At 74.2% G+C, this 20227-nt stretch carries 19 protein-coding genes; 12 read left to right on the forward strand and 7 right to left on the reverse strand.

The features are described 5' to 3' along the window. Nucleotides 1-70: 70 nt before the first annotated feature. On the reverse strand, nucleotides 71-523 hold the full coding sequence (locus KBY47_RS07350) for a YbhB/YbcL family Raf kinase inhibitor-like protein (RefSeq protein ID WP_210920133.1): 453 nt from the start codon (nucleotides 521-523) through the stop codon (nucleotides 71-73). A gap of 33 nt (nucleotides 524-556) precedes the next feature. Beyond that, entirely contained in the window at nucleotides 557-1687 is a 1131-nt protein-coding gene (locus KBY47_RS07355; protein WP_210920134.1) for a CapA family protein, read from the reverse strand. 133 nt (nucleotides 1688-1820) lie between these two features. Here KBY47_RS07355 and KBY47_RS07360 point away from each other — a divergent pair, with 133 nt between their 5' ends. From KBY47_RS07360 to KBY47_RS07380, 5 genes are all read left to right on the forward strand, one after another. Beyond that, nucleotides 1821-2711 (forward strand): hypothetical protein, encoded by an 891-nt coding sequence (locus KBY47_RS07360; RefSeq protein WP_210920135.1) that lies wholly within the window; start codon nucleotides 1821-1823, stop codon nucleotides 2709-2711. Nucleotides 2712-3224: 513 nt separating this feature from the next. Further along, the gene (locus tag KBY47_RS07365; protein WP_308405077.1) at nucleotides 3225-4283 is read left to right on the forward strand and encodes an alpha-L-glutamate ligase; all 1059 of its coding nucleotides are present in this window, start codon (nucleotides 3225-3227) and stop codon (nucleotides 4281-4283) included. A 10-nt stretch (nucleotides 4284-4293) separates the two neighbouring features. Continuing rightward, complete coding sequence (locus KBY47_RS07370) at nucleotides 4294-4695, forward strand: luciferase family protein (protein WP_210920136.1); 402 nt, start codon at nucleotides 4294-4296, stop codon at nucleotides 4693-4695. A gap of 138 nt (nucleotides 4696-4833) precedes the next feature. Beyond that, nucleotides 4834-7203 carry a glycoside hydrolase family 65 protein gene (locus KBY47_RS07375; RefSeq protein ID WP_210920137.1) on the forward strand — a complete coding sequence of 790 codons (2370 nt, stop codon included), beginning with the start codon at nucleotides 4834-4836 and terminating at the stop codon, nucleotides 7201-7203. 35 nt (nucleotides 7204-7238) lie between these two features. Beyond that, nucleotides 7239-8135 carry an NAD(P)-dependent oxidoreductase gene (locus KBY47_RS07380; protein WP_210920138.1) on the forward strand — a complete coding sequence of 299 codons (897 nt, stop codon included), beginning with the start codon at nucleotides 7239-7241 and terminating at the stop codon, nucleotides 8133-8135. 215 nt (nucleotides 8136-8350) lie between these two features. Here KBY47_RS07380 and KBY47_RS07385 read toward each other — a convergent pair whose 3' ends face one another. From KBY47_RS07385 to KBY47_RS07395, 3 genes are all read right to left on the reverse strand, one after another. After that, entirely contained in the window at nucleotides 8351-8701 is a 351-nt protein-coding gene (locus tag KBY47_RS07385; RefSeq protein WP_210920139.1) for a hypothetical protein, read from the reverse strand. Nucleotides 8702-8763: 62 nt separating this feature from the next. Then, nucleotides 8764-9114 (reverse strand): DUF6479 family protein, encoded by a 351-nt coding sequence (locus KBY47_RS07390; RefSeq protein ID WP_210920140.1) that lies wholly within the window; start codon nucleotides 9112-9114, stop codon nucleotides 8764-8766. 37 nt (nucleotides 9115-9151) lie between these two features. Next, nucleotides 9152-9556, reverse strand: coding sequence for a ChaB family protein (locus tag KBY47_RS07395; protein WP_210920141.1), 405 nt, complete (start codon nucleotides 9554-9556; stop codon nucleotides 9152-9154). 150 nt (nucleotides 9557-9706) lie between these two features. On the opposite strand from KBY47_RS07395, the gene KBY47_RS07400 reads away from it, so the two are divergent. The 6 genes from KBY47_RS07400 to KBY47_RS07425 all read left to right on the forward strand — a co-directional run bounded on the left by KBY47_RS07400 (nucleotide 9707) and on the right by KBY47_RS07425 (nucleotide 16634). Beyond that, nucleotides 9707-10084 (forward strand): ferredoxin, encoded by a 378-nt coding sequence (locus KBY47_RS07400; RefSeq protein ID WP_210920142.1) that lies wholly within the window; start codon nucleotides 9707-9709, stop codon nucleotides 10082-10084. A gap of 107 nt (nucleotides 10085-10191) precedes the next feature. Then, nucleotides 10192-11370, forward strand: a complete 1179-nt coding sequence (locus KBY47_RS07405) for an acyl-CoA dehydrogenase family protein (RefSeq protein ID WP_210920143.1) — start codon at nucleotides 10192-10194, stop codon at nucleotides 11368-11370. Between the two features lie 9 nt (nucleotides 11371-11379). Then, nucleotides 11380-12336, forward strand: coding sequence for an oxygenase MpaB family protein (locus KBY47_RS07410; RefSeq protein ID WP_210920144.1), 957 nt, complete (start codon nucleotides 11380-11382; stop codon nucleotides 12334-12336). Beyond that, nucleotides 12318-14546, forward strand: a complete 2229-nt coding sequence (locus KBY47_RS07415) for a serine/threonine-protein kinase (protein WP_210920145.1) — start codon at nucleotides 12318-12320, stop codon at nucleotides 14544-14546. Before KBY47_RS07410 ends, KBY47_RS07415 begins: the two co-directional genes overlap by 19 nt. 248 nt (nucleotides 14547-14794) lie before the next feature. Further along, nucleotides 14795-16363 (forward strand): NAD(P)/FAD-dependent oxidoreductase, encoded by a 1569-nt coding sequence (locus tag KBY47_RS07420; protein WP_210920146.1) that lies wholly within the window; start codon nucleotides 14795-14797, stop codon nucleotides 16361-16363. Nucleotides 16364-16442: 79 nt separating this feature from the next. Then, nucleotides 16443-16634 carry a DUF2795 domain-containing protein gene (locus KBY47_RS07425; protein ID WP_210920147.1) on the forward strand — a complete coding sequence of 64 codons (192 nt, stop codon included), beginning with the start codon at nucleotides 16443-16445 and terminating at the stop codon, nucleotides 16632-16634. Between the two features lie 58 nt (nucleotides 16635-16692). On the opposite strand, the gene KBY47_RS07430 is transcribed toward KBY47_RS07425, so the two are convergent. Further along, a complete protein-coding gene (locus KBY47_RS07430) occupies nucleotides 16693-17484 on the reverse strand; it encodes an SDR family NAD(P)-dependent oxidoreductase (protein WP_210920148.1) in 792 nt (263 codons plus the stop codon). A gap of 87 nt (nucleotides 17485-17571) precedes the next feature. Here KBY47_RS07430 and KBY47_RS07435 point away from each other — a divergent pair, with 87 nt between their 5' ends. Continuing rightward, nucleotides 17572-18426, forward strand: coding sequence for a helix-turn-helix transcriptional regulator (locus KBY47_RS07435; protein WP_210920149.1), 855 nt, complete (start codon nucleotides 17572-17574; stop codon nucleotides 18424-18426). A gap of 7 nt (nucleotides 18427-18433) precedes the next feature. On the opposite strand, the gene KBY47_RS07440 is transcribed toward KBY47_RS07435, so the two are convergent. Then, nucleotides 18434-20179 carry a serine hydrolase domain-containing protein gene (locus KBY47_RS07440; protein WP_210920150.1) on the reverse strand — a complete coding sequence of 582 codons (1746 nt, stop codon included), beginning with the start codon at nucleotides 20177-20179 and terminating at the stop codon, nucleotides 18434-18436. Nucleotides 20180-20227: the final 48 nt, after the last annotated feature.

Consider the following 20227-nt stretch of genomic DNA (forward strand, 5'->3'; position numbering starts at 1 on the left):
AGTCGTCCAGCCCGGGTTGCCGGAACCGTCCCGGCGGAAACACTCCAGTCGTTCGCCGTGCGGCGTCGCTTCAGCGGTGGTAGAGGCCGACGAGGGTGCCGTCGGCGATCCGTGCCCTGTCCATGGCCTGGTGCACCTGGTCGGCGCTGGGACTGTCGGGAAGCACGCACGGCTCCCTGAGGGCGTACAGGTGGAAGAGGTAGTGGTGCGCCTCGTCCCCCGGCGGCGGGTGCGGGCCGCCCCAGCCGGGCCGCCCGTAGCCGTTGGTCAGTTCCGTGCCGCCGGGCGGGGGCTGCCCCGCGGGCGTGCCGTCGCTGTGCGGGTCGACGCCGACCACGACCCAGTGCACGAAGCTCCCCGAGGGGGCGTCGGGGTCCTCACACAGCAGTACCAGTTCGGTGGCGTCCTCCGGCACGCCCGACCAGGTCAGGGGAGGGGACTCGTTCTCCCCCTCCAGCGCGTAGCGGCGCGGGACGGGGGCGTGATCGGTGAACGCGCTGCTCTTGAGTTCGATGCCGGACATGCGCCCCGGAGTACCCCCGGCGAGCCCCCACAATCATGACGAATCCGGCATGCGCCCGGCGGGCCGCGCCAGCCGCAGCGCGCCCCCGGGCTCGGGCACGATGTGCGGACCCGCGCTGATCCGGTCCAGGGTCGCGCCAAGCCACGCCCGGTCCCCGGCCGACGCCGCCTCCAGCCGCATCCGCCGCGCCCGCAGCGGCACCATGCGCAGCCCGGCGAGCCGCCCCGTGGCCGCGTCCAGGTCGACGAGGTGGGCGAGGCGCAGGTCGTCGCGGTACTCCTCGTACCCGCCGATGCCCTCGTAGTCGTCGATGAAGTCGCCGCAGCCGTGCAGGACCAGCCGGTCGCGGTACACCTCGACCGGGCGGGGGTGGTGGGAGGAGTGCCCGTGCACGACGTCGGCGCCGCCGTCCACCAGCGCGTGCGCGAACCGGATCTGCTCCCGGGGCACGCGGTAGCCCCAGTTCGAACCCCAGTGCACCGACACCACCACCAGGTCGCCGGGCCGCCGTACGTCCTGGACGCGCCGCACCGCCGCCGTGGCCTCGCCGGGCGACAGCCGGGGCACGTGGGCGACCCCGGACCGCCCGTCGCTCGCCGCCCAGTCGGACGGGACGCCACTGCACGCCGCCCCGAGCGCGAACACCAGCAGCCGTCCGCCGCCGGGCAGCGGCAGCGCCACGGGCGCGTACGCCCGCTCGGCGTCGGGACCCGCGCCCACCGTGCGCAGCCCGGCGCCGGTGAGCGAGCCGAGGGTCTCCGCGAGGCCCCGGCGGCCGAAGTCCAGGACGTGGTTGTTGGCCAGCACGCACACGTCGGGGCGGGCCACCGTCAGCGCGGGCAGGTTGGCCGGGTGCATCCGGTAGTGGACCGCCTTGCCGGGCGCGAAGGCGTCAGCGCGGGTGACTGCGGTCTCCAGGTTGACGATCCGCACGTCCGGCGCGGCCTCGTCCAGCACCGCCAGCGCCTCGCCCCACGGCCAGGACGGCGGCACCGGCGCGGGCACCGGGCCGTTCACCGCCTCCGCCAGCTCCACGTACGTCCTCGCGTCCGTGACGTAACCCTCCCGCAGGGCGGGGTCGCCCGGGTGGGGGAGGATCTGGTCGACGCCCCGGCCGAGCATCACATCGCCGCAGAGGAAGAGCCTCACGAGGCGGTCCGGCATGGTTTCAGGGTACGTGCGGGGCCCTTCGCGGCCGGTCGCGCGGGGTTGGTCCCGCTCCGGTCGAACGCGGCCGGGCGGTACGGCGTCACAGGGTCGGCACACCACACTCGACCACCGTCGATCCGGGGGACCCATGCGCACCCACACCGTCCGCCTCCTGCTCGTCCTCGCCCTGTGCGCCGCCGTCGCGGGCTGCGGCGGTCAGCGGCCCGCCGACCGGGTCGCCCGGGACGGTGAAGCCGCGGCCGAGCGGGCGGCCCGGGCCCGCGCGGTCGCCGGGGCCTGGGACGGCTCGGAGGCGGAGAAGGCGTGGCGGGACGGCTTCCACCCCCTCGGGGACCTGGTCCAGCTGCCCGAGGACGCCTTCCACAGCGACGGCGACAAGCGGGCGTACGTCGCGGGCGACCTCGTCCTGCGCGGCGAACTGCCGACCGTCGCCCCCGCCCGGGGCCGGGTGACCTGGCCGGACGGGGAGACGCTGGGGCTGCCGCTGACGACGGCGCGCGGCGCGTACGACGAGCTGGCGCGCGGTGGCGGCGACGGGCCGCACCTCACCGTGACGGGGGCGCGGCTCGGCGCGACGACGCTGGCCACCAGCCGCGGCCCGGCGACCGTCCCGGCGTGGCTTTTCACCCTGAAGGGCTACGACACCCCGATGAAACGCGTCGCCGTCGCCCCGTCGGCGCTTCCCGAGCCGCCCGTCGCGGCGGTCCGCGAGTTCGAGCACGGCGGGTTGTGGCGGTTGCCGAGGCTCGTGACGGTGGCGCCGGACGGCCGGTCGCTCGTCGTGGCCGCCGGGCACGGCGCCTGCGACGACGGGCCGGGGGTGGACGTGCTGGAGACCGGCGGCAGCGTCGTGCTCTCCGCGCACGTCGTCGGCGGCACGGGCGGCGAGTGTCCCGCCGTGATGCTGGAGAAGGACGTGACGGTGCGGCTGGAGCGTCCGCCCGGCGAGCGGCTGGTGCTCGACGCGGTGACCGGCCGCCCGGTGCCCCGGGGCGACGGGTACGACGCCGTGCCCTAGGGAGGCCGGGGCGGGGTCAACGGGTGGGGCGTACGGCGTGGCGGCGGTCGTAGGGCGCACGGCAGGTGGATGACGGCGCCCAGGACCGTCAGCGGGAAGACCGCGGGCGCGCCGTGGTCTCCGGCGTGGCGTCAGTGGGGCGGTCGGCGGTAGGGCGTACGGCGGACCGCCGCGCCCGGAGCCGCGTCAGCGGGACGACGGGCGCCGGGGCGCACGGCGGGGAGCGGCGGCGCAGAGCGGGGAGCGGGGCGGAGCCGCGCGCCACGGTGCGTGCGCCCTGGTACGGCCTCGGGCCGGACGCCTACAGTGTGGCGCCCGGCCCGCACCGTTGGGGGGCGGCCGGAGCCCCACCCGTGACCGGCGCGACGGCTGCCCACGGCGGCCCGCACGACCCACCCGGCACGACCCGCTCGGCAGCACCGACAGTTCCCGCAAGACTCGTCCGTCAGCTCGCCCGGGCCGGGCAGCCCAGCGGCACGGCACCCGGGTGCGCGTGAACCGCTGGAGGCCGCTGTGCCCCGACCGCCCCGACTGCCCGTAACGCCCCGACCGTCCCGCCCCCGCATCGCCCTCGTCGCCGACCCCACCTCGACGGAAGGCTGCGCGGAGTACCTCGCCCAGGCCGTGGAACTGCTCACCGGCGCCCCGCCGGTCCGCGTCGACGCCCGCCACTTCGCGGCCGGGGGCACCGGCCGGGGCGTGCCCGACGACGACGGGCGGTTACGGCTCCGCGTACCGGACGCCGGCCTCGACCTGGTCCCGGACGCCGTCCTGCTCTACGAGATACCCCCGCACCGGCGCCGCTCCCTCGCCGCCTTCCAGCTCCTCCTCCAGGAGTACGACGTGGTGACCCTCGGCACCGGCGCCACCGCCTGGCGGGCGGCCACCGAGAAGGACCTCACCCTCGCCCGCTTCCGGCGCGACGGCGTGGCCCACATGGAGACCGTCGTACTGTCCCGGCCCGACCCCGCCGAGGCCGTGGCCGCCTTCGACAAGCTGGGCGGGGACGTGTGGGCCCGCCCCGTCGTCGGCACCGGCGGCGGCGACACCTTCCACCTCACCACCCGCGAGGCCGTGGAACGCGCCACCGGCTTCTACGCCCGAGGCCGCACCGACTGGCTGCTCTCCCGGGACGCCGGGAACATCACCGCCGACGGCCGCCGCCACCAGTTCCGCGTCTTCGTCCTCGACGGACGCGTCATCCACGCCCGCGAGCACCTCCAGTCCCAACCCGACACACCCTGCAACACCTGCCAGGGCGCCGTCCCCGTCTTCATCGACCCCGACGAGCTGTCGCCGCGCCTCGCCGAACTGGCCGTCGCGGCCACCGCCTCGGTCGGTCTGCCCTTCGCCGGGGTCGACCTCGCCGAGGAGCACGGCGGTGTCGTCTTCGAGGTCAACGTGCAGCCCGCGTTCATCGACGGGGAACTCGACAAGGCCGCCGTCCCCTATGTCCGCGCGCACCTCGACGCCCTCACCGAGCCCCGCCCGAACCCGGTCACGCTCAGTGAGGAACCTCACGCATGGGTTACAAAACCCTCAACCTCTGGTATCGGCGGGGTAATCACGTGACGATGGACCCATGACTTTGGCCCAGCGCGCCCTGGAGCAACTCCAGGGCTGGCCCGACCTCACGGCCGGACCCGCGAGTTGCGGCACGGGACGGGCGATCAGCTCCCCGCGCAGCGAGATCGCCCACTTCCACTCGGACCACGACGTGGACCTGCACCTCACCAGGCGGGCCATCCAGCGGTTCTCCGGCGACCTCAGGGAATCGACGGCCATCCGCCTGGTGCCCGGCTCCCGTTGGGTGACGGTCCATCTGGACTGCGACACCGACGTCGACCTGCTGATGAGCCTGGTCAGCGTCGCCCTCAAGGCCCACCAGCAGGTCCCCGCCCCGGACAACGGCGAGTCCGCCCCGCTCGGCTGCAACTTCCACCGCGTCACCGTCCTGCCCCGCGACCCCGCCGCCCTGTACTGACCCCGCGCTCCCCATCCACCCGAGTGACCGGCGTGGACCGTATCGCCGTGCCCGCCCGCGGGGAGAGACTGCTTGACGGGCGGTGCCGACCGGGCCGCACGGGTACTCGGAGGGGCGCCTGCGGGAGGAGCTGTCGAGGTGACGGGATGGACCTGGGAGTACGAGGGCTACGAGCCGACCGACGCCCGGCTGCGGGAGTCGCTGTGCACACTGGGCAACGGCTACTTCGCCACCCGGGGAGCGCTGCCGGAGTGCGTCGCCGACGACATCCACTACCCCGGTACCTATGTGGCGGGCTGCTACAACCGGCTCACCTCCGACGTGTCAGGCCGCCAGGTGGAGAACGAGGACCTGGTCAACGTGCCGAACTGGCTGCCCCTGCGGTTCCGGATGCACGGCCGGTCCTGGCTCACCCCCGACACCGCGCCCGTACTGGAACACCGGGAGATCCTGCACCTCTCCTCCGGCCTGCTGGAGCGGCTGACCCGCTACGGCCTCGGTGACGACAGCTCCCTGACCGTCCGTCAGCTGCGCCTGGTGCACATGGCCGACCCGCATCTGGCCGCCCTGCGGACCGAGTTCACCGTCGACGGCGGCTCCGGCGAACTGCACGTCGAGGCAGCCCTCGACGGCGGCGTCACCAACGCGGGCGTGCCCCGCTACCGGGACCTGGACGGCCGCCACCTCACCCATGTGCACACCGGCACCGCCACCCCGGACACCACCTGGCTGCGCTGCCGCACCCGCACCTCCGACATCCGGATCGGCATGGCGTCCCGGCTGACCACCGAGAGCCCCGTCACGATCCGGCACGCCGTCCCCCGCACCGTGCAGCTGACCCGGCTGGGCCTCGCGCCCGGCCGGACCGTCACCGTCGACAAGACCGTCGCCCTGTTCACCTCCCGCGACCCCGCCATCAGCGACCCCCTGCACGCCGCCGTCGACCGGGTGGGCCGCGCCCCCGGCTTCGACGCCCTGCTCGCCGCGCACCGCACCGCCTGGGCCCAGCTGTGGCGGCGGGCCAGCATCGACGTGCCCGGCGAGGCGGGCCGCATCCTCAGGCTGCACCTCTTCCACGTGCTCCAGACCCTCTCCCCGAACACCGCCGACCTCGACGTCGGCGTCCCCGCCCGCGGCCTGCACGGCGAGGCCTACCGCGGCCATGTCTTCTGGGACGAACTCTTCGTCCTGCCCTACCTCAACCTGCACTTCCCCGAGGTCTCCCGGGCCCTGCTGCACTACCGGCACCGCCGCCTGGAGAAGGCCTGCACCGCCGCCAAGGACGCCGGCCGCCGGGGCGCGATGTACCCCTGGCAGAGCGGCAGCGACGGCCGCGAGGAGACCCAGCAGCTGCACCTCAACCCACGCTCCGGACGCTGGCTGCCCGACCACACCCACCTCCAGTACCACGTCGGCTCCGCCATCGCCTACAACGTGTGGCAGTACAGCGAGGCCAGCGGCGACACCGAGTTCCTGCACACCAAGGGCGCCGAGATGCTGCTCCAGATCGCCCGCTTCTGGGCGGACGCGGCGACCTGGGACGACCACCTCGGACGGCACCGCATCCGGGGCGTCCTCGGACCCGACGAGTACCACGACGCCTACCCCGACGCCACCACCCCCGGCCTCGACGACAACGCCTACACCAACGTCACCGCCGCCTGGGTGCTCTCCCGCACCCTGGAACTGCTGGCCGCCCTGCCGGAGCCGCGCCGCCGCGAACTCACCGAACGCACCGGCCTGGAGGACGGCGAACTCGACCAGTGGGACGAGGTCTCCCGCACCCTGCACGTCCCTTGCCACGAGGGTGTCATCAGCCAGTTCGAGGGCTACGGCGACCTCGCCGAACTCGACTGGAGCGGCTACCGCAAGAACTACGGCGACATCCGGCGCCTGGACCGCATCCTGGAGGCCGAGGGCGACACCGTCAACCGCTACCAGGCCTCCAAACAGGCCGACGTGCTGATGCTCGGCTACCTCTTCTCACCCGGCGAACTGCGCTCCCTCTTCCACCGGTTGGGCCTCAGGCTGGACGACGGCACCTGGCACCGCACGGTCGACTACTACCTGCACCGCACCAGCCACGGCTCCACCCTCAGCGGCCTGGTGCACGGCTGGATCCTGGCCCGCGCCCGCCGCGCCGAGGCCTGGCAGTTCTGCCAGGAGGCGCTGCGCGGCGACATCGCCGACATCCAGGGCGGCACCACCGGCGAGGGCATCCACCTCGGCGCCATGGCGGGCACCCTCGACCTGGTGCAACGCGGACTGACCGGCCTGGAGACCCGGCAGGGCGCCCTCTGGCTCGACCCGGTACCGCTGCCCGAGCTGTCCTCGTACGGCTTCTCCCTGCGCTACCAGGGCAACTGGGGCGTACGACTGCGGCTGCGCCGCCGTCATCTGGAGATCACCGTGCCGTCCTCGGACGCGGACCCCATCGACGTCCGCCTGCCGGACCGCTCCGTCCGGCTCCAGCCGGGTGAGATGGCCCGGCTGATCCTCCCGGACTGACCCACCGCACCGCACCCCGTAGGAAAGTTGACGCCATGACAGTCAAACTCACCGTGGCCGTCCTGGGCACCGGCATCATGGGCGCCGCGATGGCCCGCAACCTCACGCGGGCCGGACACACCGTCCGGGTCTGGAACCGCACACGCGACAAGGCCGAACCCCTCACCGCTGACGGCGCGCACCTCGCCGACACCCCCGCCGAGGCCGTGGAGGGCGCCGACGCCGTCCTCACCATGCTCCATGACGGCGCCGCCGCCCTCGACGTCATGCGGCAGGCCGCACCCGCCCTGCGCTCCGGCACCGCCTGGATCCAGTCCACGACCGCGGGCCTTCAGGCCACCACCGACCTGGCCGCCTTCGCCACCGAGCACGAGCTGCCCTACTACGACGCCCCCGTGCTCGGCACCCGGGCACCCGCCGAGGCCGGGCAACTGCTCGTCCTCGCCGCCGGGCCCAGCGAGGGCCGGGAGAAGGTCACACCCGTCTTCGACGCCGTCGGCGCCCGCACCGTCTGGACCGGGGAGGACGGCGCCGCGGGCAGTGCCACCCGGCTCAAGCTCGTCGCCAACAGCTGGGTCATCGCCGCCACCAACGCGGCCGGGGAGGCGCTGGCCCTGGCCGGGGCGCTCGGTGTGGACCCGCAGGACTTCTTCGACGCCATCGCGGGCGGACCCCTCGACATGGGCTATCTGCACGCCAAGTCCGCGCTGATCCTCGACGAGCGGCTCACCCCGCCCCAGTTCGCGGTGGCCACCGCCGCCAAGGACGCCCGGCTGATCGTCGAGGCGGGCGAACGGCACGGGCTGCGCCTGGACGTGGCCGCCGCGGGCGCGGAACGGCTCGCCCGCGCCGCCGAACAGGGCCACGCCGACGAGGACATGGCCGCCGCCTACTTCGCCAGCTTCGACCCCGACCACGACCCCCACCACTGAGAACCGCGACCCCCGCCACTGAGAACGGAGCCACCCCCTTGTCCAAGCCGCCCCTGCCGCCCGAGGCCGTCGACCTGCTGCGCTGGGGCGCCCTGCGCGACAGCGACCAGGCCCCCACCTGACACCTGGCGCACACCTCACCTGACGCACGCGCGACGGACCCGGGCACCTGCCCGGGTCCGTCGCGCGTCGTACGCCCGCCTGTTCGCGTACCCCTACGTACGGTCGCCCTTCGGCTTGCCCCGCTGGTCCGGGGTGCCGTGCGGCGGCGGGCTCATCGGCTCCGGGGAGGTCGCCGGGGAGACCGGGGAGCCCGTGCGGCGCGCGCCCGTCTCGGGACGCATCGCGCCCGGGTCGCCGGACGTCGGCTCGGCGCCCGCCCGCAGCTGCTCCAGGCGTGAGGTCAGCAGCTCGGTGACCGGCCTGCGGTCGGCGTGCGACCGCTCGTAGGCCAGCACATCCTCCACCTGGTCGCTGGTCAGCGAGCGCACACGGCTCTCCAGACCGCCGATCGGCAGATGGTCGTAGTCGGGCAGGGGCAGGGTGCTGCGGCCGGGGTCGGCCATCGATCTCACTTCCCTCCGGGCGGACACGGCTCGGGGTCACCGGGGCGGCTCGGGAACGGCCCTCAGCCGTTGCCCCACGAACCGCTGTGGCCCTCACGCCAGCGCGGGCGTGCCTTGGAGTCACTGTGCCGGGTCGGATTGTTGCCCGAGGCGGGCATGTCGTGCGGCAGTGTCACACCGCCGCCGTTGGGCACGTCCGAGGGTTCCCGCATCTCCTGGACCTCACGGACCGCCCCGCCGTCCGGCAGGTGCGGCTGCTCCTCCGGGCGCGGCGGCGGGGGCTCGCTGCGCCGGACACGGATTCCGTACAGGAAGGCGCCGATCAGCATCGCCACCACGACCACGCCGATCAACAGCGGTCCTAGGGCGAGTGCGCCGCTGGACTCTGCCAGTTCCATCGCTGCGGTACTCATGGCTCGCGAGTACCCCCTTGCCTGGGCGCGAACCGGATCATCCCTCGCGGGACTGCCGGGTCCGCGAACGGTTGGCCTTGCGAATCGCGTCCAGCAGCTCGCCCTTGGACATCCGGGACCGCCCCTCGATGTCCAGGCGCTGCGCGACGCCGTAGAGGTGCTCCTTGGTGGCGCCCTCGTCGACGCCCTCGCCGCTGCGCCCGCCGGCCTGGCGGGGCCGCGCCGACTGCGGGTCCGAGGGGCCCTTGCGGCCGCCCTCCTTGCGCTCCCAGTGGTCGCCGACCTTCTCGTGGGTGTGCTTGAGCGCGCCGTAGGCGACCCGGTGGGCACGCTCACCTTCACCGTACTGCTCCACGGCCGAGTCGTGCGCCTTGATCCAGGTGCGCTGGGCGTCCGGCGCGGAGCGCTCCAGGGTCGACGGCAGTTCCTGGCGTCCGGGCACCAGGCCCACCTCCTTCCTTCCCCGGCTCCGGGGCTCGTCGGACCCCACGGGTGCCCGCCGCCGTGCGGCGGAAAACCGCGCCGCGCCCGGCTTGCCGCACACCCGCGCCCGGCTTGGTTTGACGCCGGACGGCCCGGCTACCCGCCCGGTGTGACTTCGCCGACCCAGCAGGAGCTGTTCCGGTTCCTGGAGGACCGCTTCGCCTGCGCGCAGTCGTGCACGGAATGTGCGCGGGCGTGCGCGCTGCGCGCGAGCCTCGTGGATCCGGACGGCCCCGAGGAGCAGGAACTCGTACGACGCAAGGGCATCATGTGCGCGGAGGTGTGCGACGCCACCTGCCGGGTGCTGTCCGAGCAGAACCTTCTCGACGAGGACGGCATCCGCGTCCAGGTCGAGTGGTGCCGGACGGTCTGTCTGGAGTCCGCGCACGTCTTCGACCGGAGTCCGGGCGGCGAGGACGCCGCGGCGGCGTGCCGGGCGTGCGCCAGGGCGTGCACCGACTTCCTCGGCACCCTGCGGGCCTCCTGACGGCACAGGGCCCGGCAGGAGAACGGGACCCGACGGCCATTCCCAATTACTGGAACACGTTCTACGGTGTGCGCCGTCAGGACCGGCCCCGGGACCCTGGAGGCGTAGTGCATCTCGACCACACGCCCGAGCAGCAGCGGCTGCGCACCGAGCTGCGCGCGTACTTCGCCGACCTGGTGCCGGACACCGCGCACAGCAGGCACACGGACCCCGCCGCCTACAAGCGCTTCTACCGCGACACCATCCGCCGCCTCGGCACCGACGGCTGGCTCGGCGTGGGCTGGCCCGAGGAGTACGGCGGACGCGGACTGACGCCCATGGAACAGTTCGTGTTCTTCGACGAGGCCGCCCAGGCGGGCGTCCCGCTGCCGCTGATGGCCCTGAACACCGTCGGCCCCACCCTCATGCGCTACGGCACCGAGGAGCAGAAGGCCTACTTCCTGCCGCGCGTCCTCTCCGGCGAGATCGACTTCGCGATCGGCTACAGCGAGCCCGACGCGGGCACCGACCTGGCGGCCCTGAAGACCCGCGCCGTGCGCGACGGCGACTCCTACGTCGTCAACGGCCACAAGATCTGGACCACCAACGGCGACACCGCCGACTGGGTCTGGCTGGCCGTCCGCACCGACCCCGGCGCCCCGGCGCACCGCGGCATCACCATGCTGCTGGTCCCGACCGACGACCCCGGCTACTCCTGCACCGTGATCCGCACCCTCGCCGGACACGACACCACCGCCAGCTACTACGAGAACATCCGCGTCCCCGTCAGCCACCGCGTCGGCGCCGAGAACCAGGGCTGGCGGCTGATCACCAACCAGCTCAACCACGAGCGCGTCACCCTCGCCGCGCACGGCACCATGGCGATCCGCGCCCTGCACGACGTCCAGCGCTGGGCCGCCGGGACCAAGCTGACCGACGGCCGCCGCGTCGTCGACCTGCCCTGGGTACGACGGCTCCTCGCCCGCACCCACACCCGCCTGGAGGCGCTGAAACTGCTCAACTGGCAGATGGTCGGCGCCGTCCAGGACGGCACCCTCACCCCGCAGGACGCCTCCGCGGTCAAGGTGTACGGTTCCGAGGCCCGCCGGGACGCCTACGCCTGGCTGATGGAGATCGTCGCCGCGGCGGGCGCCCTGAAGGAGGGCTCCACGGGTGCGGTCCTGCGCGGCGAGCTGGAACGCGGCTACCGCTCGGCGGTGATCTTCACCTTCGGCGGCGGCAACAACGAGATCCAGCGGGAGATCATGTCCTGGATCGGTCTGGGGATGCCCCGGGTCCGGCGTTAGCCTCGCCGTATGAAGGCCCGTCGTACGCAGGTTCGAGAGAAGGCCGACCCCGGCCTGTTCGGCCCCCGCTCGGTGACCTGGCAACTGCACGCCGACCCGATGATGTGGATCGCCGGAATCCGCGCCCTCTACCTCCAGGCCCTGCACCCGCGCGCCGTCCGCGGCGTCATGCAGAACTCCGACTTCCGGCGCGACGCCTGGGGCAGGCTGATGCGCACCGCCCACTTCGTCGGCACCACCACCTACGGCACCACCGACGCCGCCGAGCGCGCCGGAGCCCGGGTCCGCAAGATCCACCGGCTGCTCGGCGCCACCGACCCGGTCACCGGCGAACGGTACGCGATCGACGAACCGGCGCTGCTGCTGTGGGTGCACTGCGCCGAGATCGACTCCTACCTGCACGTCCTGCGCCGCTCCGGCTACCCGGTCGGCGACGCCCACGCCGACCGCTACCTGGCCGAACACCGGGTCAGCGCCCGCCTGGTCGGCCTCGACCCGGACGCCGTGCCCGCCGACCGCGCCGCCATGGCCGCCTACTTCGAGGAGACCGCCCCCGGACTCGCCGCCGGGAGCGACGCCCGCGAGGTCGACGACTTCCTGCGCCGCCCGCCCACGCACCCGCTGCTCGTCCCGGCCCGGGAGCTGCTGTGGAGCCGGGTGGCGCGCCTGGCCTACGACTCGCTGCCGCCGTTCGCCCACGACCTGTACGGACGGCCCGGCCCCGACCCGGACGCCGTCACCCGGCGCCTGCGCCGCACCGGAGCCCTGCTGCGGGCGGTACCGGACCGGCTGCGCTGGCAGCTCCCGCCCAAGCATGTCCTGCGGGCCGTGGCGCGACTGGGACCCGGCGCCCGCCCCGCGCCGTACAAACTCGGACCGCCGGTCGCCATACTGGACGGGCCGGGGGAGGGCAGTGAGCACACCGACAACGGGGGCGACGGCGGGAGATGGCGGACGCCAGGGTGATCCAGGGCAGATACCAGCTGCTCGATCTGATCGGACGCGGGGGGATGGGGGAGGTGTGGCGGGCGCGGGACGAGTCGCTCGGGCGGCAGGTCGCCGTGAAGTGCCTCAAACCCCAAGGCCCGCACCACGACCAGTCCTTCACCCGGGTGCTGCGGGAGCGGTTCCGCAGGGAGGCGCGGGTGGCCGCCGCGCTCCAGCACCGCGGGGTGACCGTCGTGCACGACTTCGGGGAGTCCGACGGGGTGCTGTTCCTCGTCATGGAACTCCTGAAGGGCCGTAACCTCAGCCAACTGCTGGAGGACAACGAACGGCGTCCGCTGCCCGTGGCCGACGTCGTCGACATCGCCGAGCAGATGGCCGACGCCCTCGCCTACACCCACCAGCAGGGCATCGTGCACCGGGACCTGAAACCGGCGAACATCGTCCGGCTCACCGACGGCACGGCGAAGATCTGCGACTTCGGCATCGCCCGCCTCGGCGCCGATATCGGCTTCACCTCCCGGCTCACCGGCACCGGCATCGCCATGGGCACCCCGCACTACATGTCCCCCGAGCAGATCGGCGGCGAGGAGGTCGACCAGCGCAGCGACCTGTACTCCCTGGGCTGTGTGCTCTACGAACTCGCCACCGGCGCCCCGCCGTTCGACCTCGACGACGCCTGGGCGATCCTGATCGGCCACCGTGACACCCCGCCTCGCCCGCCGCGTGAGCACCGCCCCGAACTCCCCGCCCACCTGGAGGAGATCATCCTCCACCTGCTCGCCAAGGAGCCCGGGCAGCGCCCCCACGACGCCCGGGAGATCGGCGCCCGCATCGGCGCCGCCCGGACGGCGTCCGCACCCACTCCGCCCGAGGTGACCGGTCCCGCCGCACCCGTCTCGCGCGAGCCGCGGCTGCCGTCCTGGACGCGCGGCATGACCACCGGCCCCAAGGCCGCGGGCGCCGGGCCGCGCGGCACGCCCCCGCAGGGCCTCGCCGCGCTCTGCGCCGAGTGGACCGCGCCGCCCGCACCCGGCCACGACCCCGCCCCGGTCCCCGTACCGGAGACGACGCCGACCCCGTCGCCGGGCACGCTCGCCGCCCTCGCCGGACGCCACAACGCGGGCCTCAGCCTGGGCCGTCTGGGCCGCTGGGCGGAGGCGGGCGAGATGCACCGCGCGGTGGCCGCCGAACGCGAGCGGCTGCTCGGCGCGGACCACCCCGACACCCTCGCCAGCCGCTACGAGGTCGCCTTCACCCTCAGCCGCACCGGGCACCCCGCCGACGCCCTGCGCGAGTACACCCACGTCGCCCAGGTCCGCGCACGCGTCCTGGGCGCCGACCACCCCGACACCCTCGCCGCCCGCCAGGAGACCGCCTACGCCCTCGGCCAGCTCGGCCGTCCCCTGGAGGCGCACCAGGAGTACACGGCCGTGCTCGCCGCCCGGGAACGCACCATGGGCCCCGACCACCCCGACACCCTGCGCTGCCGCCACAACCTCGCCTTCAACCTCGGCAGACTGGGCCGCCTGGAGGACTCGTACCGCACCGCCGCCGAGGTGGCCAGGGCCCGCGCCCGGGTGCTCGGCCCGGACCACCCCGACACCCTGGTCACCCGGTACGAGGTCGCCTACGCGCTCGGCCAGCTGAACCGCTGGGCGGAGGCCCTCGACTGCTACCGGGAGGTCGCCGAGGGCCGCGCCCACGCCCTCGGCCCCGACCACCCCGACACCCTCGCCGCCCGCCACGAGACCGGTGTCTGCCTGGGCAGGCTGGGCCGCGGCGCCGAGGCGCTGGGGGTGTACCGGGAACTGGTCGCCGACCGTGCCCGGGTGCACGGCGCCACCCATCCCGAGACCCTGCGCGCCCGGCACGGCCTCGGCGTCAACCTCGGGCGGCTCGGCCGCTGGGAGGAGGCCCTCGCCGAGTCCCGCGACCTCTGCGCGATCCGCGAGCGCACCCTCGGCGCCGACCACCCCGACACCCTGATCAGCCGCCGGGAGGTGGCCGTCGCCCTCGGCTGGCTCGGCCGCTGGCCCGACGCGCTGGCCGAGTACCGCACGGTCGCCGCCGCCCGCGAGCGCGTCCTGGGCGCCGACCACCCCGACAGCCTCACCAGCCGCAGCGACGAGGCCCACTGCCTGCAACAGCTCGGCCGCGGCGCGGAGGCGGTCGAGCTGTACCGCAGGGTCGCGGTGCTCCGGGAGCGGCAGGCGACGGGCGGCCACTGACGACGGCCGTGTCCGGTCGCGCCCTCCGCCGGATCGCCCGCCGGATCCCCGCCGGATCTACTGACGCGGCGGCGACGCCGGGCACGCTCCGCTGGAAGGCGTGCCAGCGCTCCCCGCACCGCGCCCCTGCGGCTGCCCCGCGCCACGCCGGGAGCACGCGGCGGACGCCGCCGCTCCGTCCCCCGCTCAGCTGCGCCGGAGGGACCTCGTCCCTGGCCGATGTGGATCACCCCGTGCTAACAAGGACCATGCCCGCACCCCAGCCCTCCGGCGCCTACGACGCCGTCATCGTCGGCGGTGGCCACAACGGTCTGGTCGCCGCCGCCTACCTGGCCCGCGCCGGACTCTCCGTGCTGCTCCTGGAGCGGCTCGACCACACCGGCGGGGCCGCCGTCTCCAGCCGCCCCTTCGCGGGCGTGGACGCCCGGCTGTCCCGGTACTCCTACCTGGTCAGCCTGCTCCCGCGGAAGATCGTGCGGGATCTCGGGCTGGACTTCTCGCTGCGCACCCGCACCATCTCCTCGTACACCCCCGTCGAACGCGCCGGACGGGCCACCGGGCTGCTGGTCGGCGGCGGTGAGCGGCGCACCAGGGAGGCCTTCGCGCGGCTCACCGGTTCGGACCGCGAGTACACCGCCTGGCGGCGGCTGTACGGCCTGACCGGGCGGGTCGCCGAGCGGGTCTTCCCGACCCTCACCGAGCCGCTGCCCGGCCGGGACGAGCTGCGCCGCCGCATCGACGACGAGGACGCCTGGCGGATGCTCTTCGAGGAGCCGGTCGGCGTCGCGATCGAGGACCACTTCGCCGACGACCTGGTCCGCGGCGTGGTCCTCACCGACGCCCTGATCGGCACCTTCGCGGACGCCCACGACCCGTCCCTGAAGCAGAACCGCTGCTTCCTCTACCACGTGATCGGCGGCGGCACCGGCGACTGGGACGTCCCCGTCGGCGGCATGGGCGCCCTCACCGGCGCACTCGCCGACGCCGCCCGGGCCGCGGGCGCCGTCCTGGCCACCGGTCACGAGGCGGTCCGGGTCGACAGCGACGGACACGGCTGCGAGGTCGTCTACCGCACCGCCGACGGTGAGGGCGTCGCCGCCGCCCGGCACGTCCTGGTCGGCGCCTCACCGAGGGAGCTGGCGGCGCTCACCGGGGACACCCCGCCGCCGTCCGCCGAGGGCGCGCAGCTGAAGGTGAACATGCTGCTCAAGCGGCTGCCCAGGCTGCGGGACCGGTCCGTCGACCCGCGCGAGGCGTTCGCCGGGACCTTCCACATCGCCGAGGGCTACGACCAGCTCGCCACCGCCTACGCCCAGGCCGCGGCCGGTGAGCCGCCCTCCGCGCCGCCTTCCGAGATCTACTGCCACTCGCTGACCGACCCCTCGATCCTCGGCCCGGAACTGACCGAGCGGGGCTATCAGACCCTCACCCTGTTCGGTCTGCACACCCCCGCCCGGCTCTTCGCCGACGACCACGACGCCGTCCGTGACGAGCTGCTGGAGCGCACCCTCGCCCAGCTGGACGCCCAGCTCGCCGAACCGCTCGCCGACTGTCTGGCGACCGACGCCGAAGGGCGCCCGTGCCTGGAGGTCAGGACACCGCTCGACCTCGACCGTGACCTGGGGCTGCCCGGGGGCAACATCTTCCACCGCGAGCTGAGCTGGCCCTACGCCCAGGAGGGCACCGGCCGCTGGGGCGTGGAGACCCGGCATCCGGGCGTCCTGCTGTGCGGGGCGGGCGCGGTGCGCGGCGGCGGGGTGAGCGGGGTGCCGGGGCACAACGCGGCGATGGCGGTGCTGGAGCAGTCCGGGCACTGATCGCCCGGCATACCACGGACCCTGTCGGGTACCGGGACAAAGCTCGAGAATCCACCCAGAACGGTCACGGGAGGTCCTCATGGCCGACCTCAGCCCCATCGATCTCCAGAAGGCGCTCAGCGGCATGGAGTACCCGACGGACAAGAAGGGTCTCGTCGAGTGCGCCCGCCGCAACCACGCCGACGACAGGGTGGTCAGCGAACTCGACCATCTGAAGCGGAACAGCTTCGACGGGCCCAACGAGGTGCAGAAGGCCGTCTTCAGCGAGTGACGGACGCGGCGGGAGCCGGGCCACCTCCTGGGTGACCCGGCTCCGCGCCATCCCGTCGCTATGCCGTCATACCGCCGTCGACCGCCAGGACCGCCCCCGTGACATAGGACGCGCGGTCGCTGAGCAGCCACGCCGCCGCCTCGGCGACCTCCTCGGGCCGGGCGGCGCGGCCGAGCGGGGTCCGCGTGACGGACTCCTTGAGGATGCCGGGAGACCGCTTCTCCCACTCGTCGATCATCTCGGTCAAGGTGGCGCCGGGAGCGATCGCGTTGACCCGGATGCCCTCGGGGCCGTACGTCGTGGCGGCCGAGGCGGTGAGGCTGTTGACCGCGCGTTTCGCGGCACCGTACGCGGGCAGGGCCGGGTTGGCCATCAGACTGCCCACGCTGGAGGTGTTCACGATCGCCCCGCGCCCCGAGGTGCGGCGCATGGCGGCGATCTCGGCGGTCATGGCCAGCCAGGGCCCCCGCAGATTGACGGCGTAGACACGGTCGAACTCGGTCTCGGGCATACCGTCCATGGGGCCGGGTTCCTGGATCGTCGCGCCGTTGTTGAAGGCGATGTCGAGACGGCCGTACAGCTCCACGGCCTTCTCGACGGCCGCCCGGACGCTCGCCGCGTCGGCCAGGTCGCACACGGTGTGGTCGGCGGTGCCGCCCGCCGCGCGGATCTCCTCGGTGACGGCCTTCAGCTGCGCCTCGGTCCGGGCCGCGAGCAGTACCCGGGCGCCCTCCCGGGCGAACAGGCGGGCCGCGGCGGCGCCGATGCCGCGCCCGGCGCCGGTGACGAAGGCGACCTTCCCGGCGAGCAGTCCGGTGCCGGTGGATGTGGTGTCGATGGTGTCGGTCATGCCGTCGAGCCTGCGCCCCGCCCACGACCCCAGCCAGGTACCGGCTGTACCTGGCTGGGCCCCGCGGCACCCGCGCACACTGGGGGCGTGGACCGACGAGAACTGGCCGACTTCCTGCGCAGCCGGCGCGAGCGCATCACCCCGGGCGACGTGGGCCTGCCCGCGGGGCCGCGCCGCCGCACCCCGGGGCTGCGCCGCGAGGAGGTGGCGCAGCTGGCGTTCATCTCCACCGAGTACTACACCCGCCTTGAGCAGGCCCGCGCCCCGCGTCCGTCCCGCGAGGTGCTCTCGGGCCTGACCCGCGCGCTGCGTCTGACGGACGCCGAGCGCGACCATCTGCACCATCTCGCGGGGGCGCCGCCGGGCCCGCCGTCCGGGCCGCCGAGGGAGGTGCGGCAGAGCATCGTCGACCTGCTGCACCGGCTGCCGCACGCGGCGGCGATCGTGATCTCGGCGACCCATGAGGTGCTCGCCTGGAACGACCTGGCCGCCGCCCTGATGGAGGACTTCTCGGCGCTCTCCCGCCGGGACCGCAACCTGATCCGGCGTGCCTTCCTCGACCCGCGCGACTCCGGGGGAGGGCCGCTCTACGGCGTCTCGGACGCCGAGGAGTTCGCCCGGAACGCGGCGCTGGACCTGCGCGCCGCCGCGGCCCGGTATCCCGGCGACCCCGAGGTGACCGAGCTGGTCGACGAACTTCTCGCGGGCAGCGCGGAGTTCGCGGAGCTGTGGGCCGCGCACGACGTGACCGCGGCGGTCACCCTCACCAAGACCTTCCGGCACCCGCTGGTCGGCCCGCTCACCGTCAACTGCGACGTCCTGGACATCGCCGACCGGGACCAGCGCCTCGTCATCTACACCGCCGTCCCCGGCACCCCGGCCGAGGAGGCGCTGCGGCTGCTGTCGGTGGTGGGTACCCAGCGCCTCGACGTGCCCGGCTGACGCCTCCTCAGTCGCCGGAGGCCGTCCAGCCCGCCGCCCGGACGCGGGCCGCGTCCGCCGGGCGTCGCTCGTCGAACAGGACGGTGTCGCCCGCCGCCACCCGCAGCCCGTCGACATAGGCGCCCCGGCCGACGTAGAGCCGGTCGGTGGTGTACCGCCAGCGGAGGGTGAGGGCGTGAGCGGACGGCAGTTCCGCCGTGAGCCGGTGCCACTCGCGCCCCGACCAGCCGCTGACCGCCCCCGACGGGTGCTCCCGCCCGGCGGCGGTGAAGGGGACCGGCAGCCAGTCGCCACCGTCGGCGGACGCCTCCAGCGTGAGCGGGTCGGCGCCGGGCTCGGTGTCCCACCACAGCGCGCAGCGCAGCCGGGCGGCGCCGGTGGAGGTGTCGAGCGCGGGCAGGGTCAGCGTCGCGGTGGTGCCACTGGCCATTCCGGAGAACCAGGCGGTACGGCCGTACGCGGGACGCACCGGGACCGCCCGCGCCAGCTGGTCGGCCGTGGCCACCCGGGGTGCCGAGCCGGACCGCCAACGGCGCACCGGATGCACGGAGTTGCCGAGCATGACGAGGAAGGAGTCGGTGCTTGGGTCCAGGACGAGCGAGGTGCCGGTGAAGCCGGTGTGTCCGGCGGTCCGCGGGGTGGCCATCGCGCCCATGTACCAGTGCTGGTACAGCTCGAAGCCGAGGCCGTGCTCGTCGCCGGGGAAGCCGGTGTTGAAGTCGGTGAACATCAGCTCCACCGACTCCGGGCGCAGGATGCGCTCCCGGCCGTAGGCCCCGCCGCCCAGCAGGGTCCGCCCGAGCACCGCCAGGTCCCAGGCGGTGGAGAACACCCCGGCGTGACCCGCGACGCCGCCGAGGCTGTAGGCGTTCTCGTCGTGCACCTCACCCCAGACCAGGCCCCGGTCGAGGCCCGACCAGGGCTGGCGGGCGTCCTCGGTCGCGGCGATCCGAGGGCGCCAGGACGCGGGCGGGTTGTAGCGGGTGTGGCGCATGCCGAGCGGGGCGGTGATCTCGTCGTGCAGGAGGGTGTCGAGGGGGCGGCCGGTGATCCGCTCCAGGACCAGTTGCAGGGTGATCAGGTTCAGGTCGGAGTAGAGGTAGCGGGTGCCGGGCGGGTTGAGCGGCACCTCGTTCCAGAGGAGCGCCAGCTTCTCGTCGTAGGTCGGCGCGAGGTAGAGCGGGATCCAGGCGCGCAGTCCGGAGGTGTGGGTGAGCAGCTGACGGACCGTGATGTCCTGTTTGCCCGCCACGCCGAACTCCGGCAGGTACGTGGCGACCGCGCCCTCCAGCTCCAGCGCGCCCCGCTCGATCTGCTGCACGGCCAGGATGGAGGTGAACAGCTTGGAGACCGACGCCAGGTCGAAGACGGTGTCCTCGGCCATCGGGATCTGCTCGGCCTCCGGCAGCTCCACACCCGTGTCGGTGCTCTCGTCGTAAGCCGCGTAGCGCACCGCCGTCCCGATCGGCCGGTGCAGGGCCACGGTGTCGCCGCGCCCGGCGAGCAGGACGGCGCCCGCGTACCAGGGGTGGGTGGGGGAGGGGCCGAGGAACGACTCGGCGACGGTGACGAGTTGGCGCAGCGGGGCGGCGAGCAGTCCGGCCCGCTCCGGGCTGCCGGGGCGCAGGGTGCCACGGCCGGAGGATGCGGACGCCCCTCCCGCCGGGAGCGGGGCCAGGGTGAGCGCTCCGCCCAGGGCCAGTGCTCCCCGCCCCAGTTGACGCCGGGTCAGGCCACGTCTGGTGTCGGTCATCGAGGATCGTCCTCCCGCTGCGCCTGAAAGTATCTTTCCGGGATCACC

The organism is Streptomyces sp. B93, from assembly GCF_018070565.1.
Lineage (GTDB): Bacteria > Actinomycetota > Actinomycetes > Streptomycetales > Streptomycetaceae > Streptomyces.

Excerpts from the sequence above, each read along its gene's own strand:
- KBY47_RS07385 (WP_210920139.1), bottom strand. The coding sequence starts at position 8,701 with ATGGCCGACCCCGGCCGCAGCACCCTGCCCCTGCCCGACTACGACCAT.
- KBY47_RS07415 (WP_210920145.1), top strand. The coding sequence starts at position 12,318 with ATGGCGGACGCCAGGGTGATCCAGGGCAGATACCAGCTGCTCGATCTG.
- KBY47_RS07360 (WP_210920135.1), top strand. The coding sequence starts at position 1,821 with ATGCGCACCCACACCGTCCGCCTCCTGCTCGTCCTCGCCCTGTGCGCC.
- KBY47_RS07420 (WP_210920146.1), top strand. The coding sequence starts at position 14,795 with ATGCCCGCACCCCAGCCCTCCGGCGCCTACGACGCCGTCATCGTCGGC.
- KBY47_RS07430 (WP_210920148.1), bottom strand. The coding sequence starts at position 17,484 with ATGACCGACACCATCGACACCACATCCACCGGCACCGGACTGCTCGCC.
- KBY47_RS07390 (WP_210920140.1), bottom strand. The coding sequence starts at position 9,114 with ATGAGTACCGCAGCGATGGAACTGGCAGAGTCCAGCGGCGCACTCGCC.
- KBY47_RS07425 (WP_210920147.1), top strand. The coding sequence starts at position 16,443 with ATGGCCGACCTCAGCCCCATCGATCTCCAGAAGGCGCTCAGCGGCATG.
- KBY47_RS07350 (WP_210920133.1), bottom strand. The coding sequence starts at position 523 with ATGTCCGGCATCGAACTCAAGAGCAGCGCGTTCACCGATCACGCCCCC.
- KBY47_RS07370 (WP_210920136.1), top strand. The coding sequence starts at position 4,294 with ATGACTTTGGCCCAGCGCGCCCTGGAGCAACTCCAGGGCTGGCCCGAC.
- KBY47_RS07380 (WP_210920138.1), top strand. The coding sequence starts at position 7,239 with ATGACAGTCAAACTCACCGTGGCCGTCCTGGGCACCGGCATCATGGGC.
- KBY47_RS07440 (WP_210920150.1), bottom strand. The coding sequence starts at position 20,179 with ATGACCGACACCAGACGTGGCCTGACCCGGCGTCAACTGGGGCGGGGA.
- KBY47_RS07355 (WP_210920134.1), bottom strand. The coding sequence starts at position 1,687 with ATGCCGGACCGCCTCGTGAGGCTCTTCCTCTGCGGCGATGTGATGCTC.
- KBY47_RS07410 (WP_210920144.1), top strand. The coding sequence starts at position 11,380 with ATGAAGGCCCGTCGTACGCAGGTTCGAGAGAAGGCCGACCCCGGCCTG.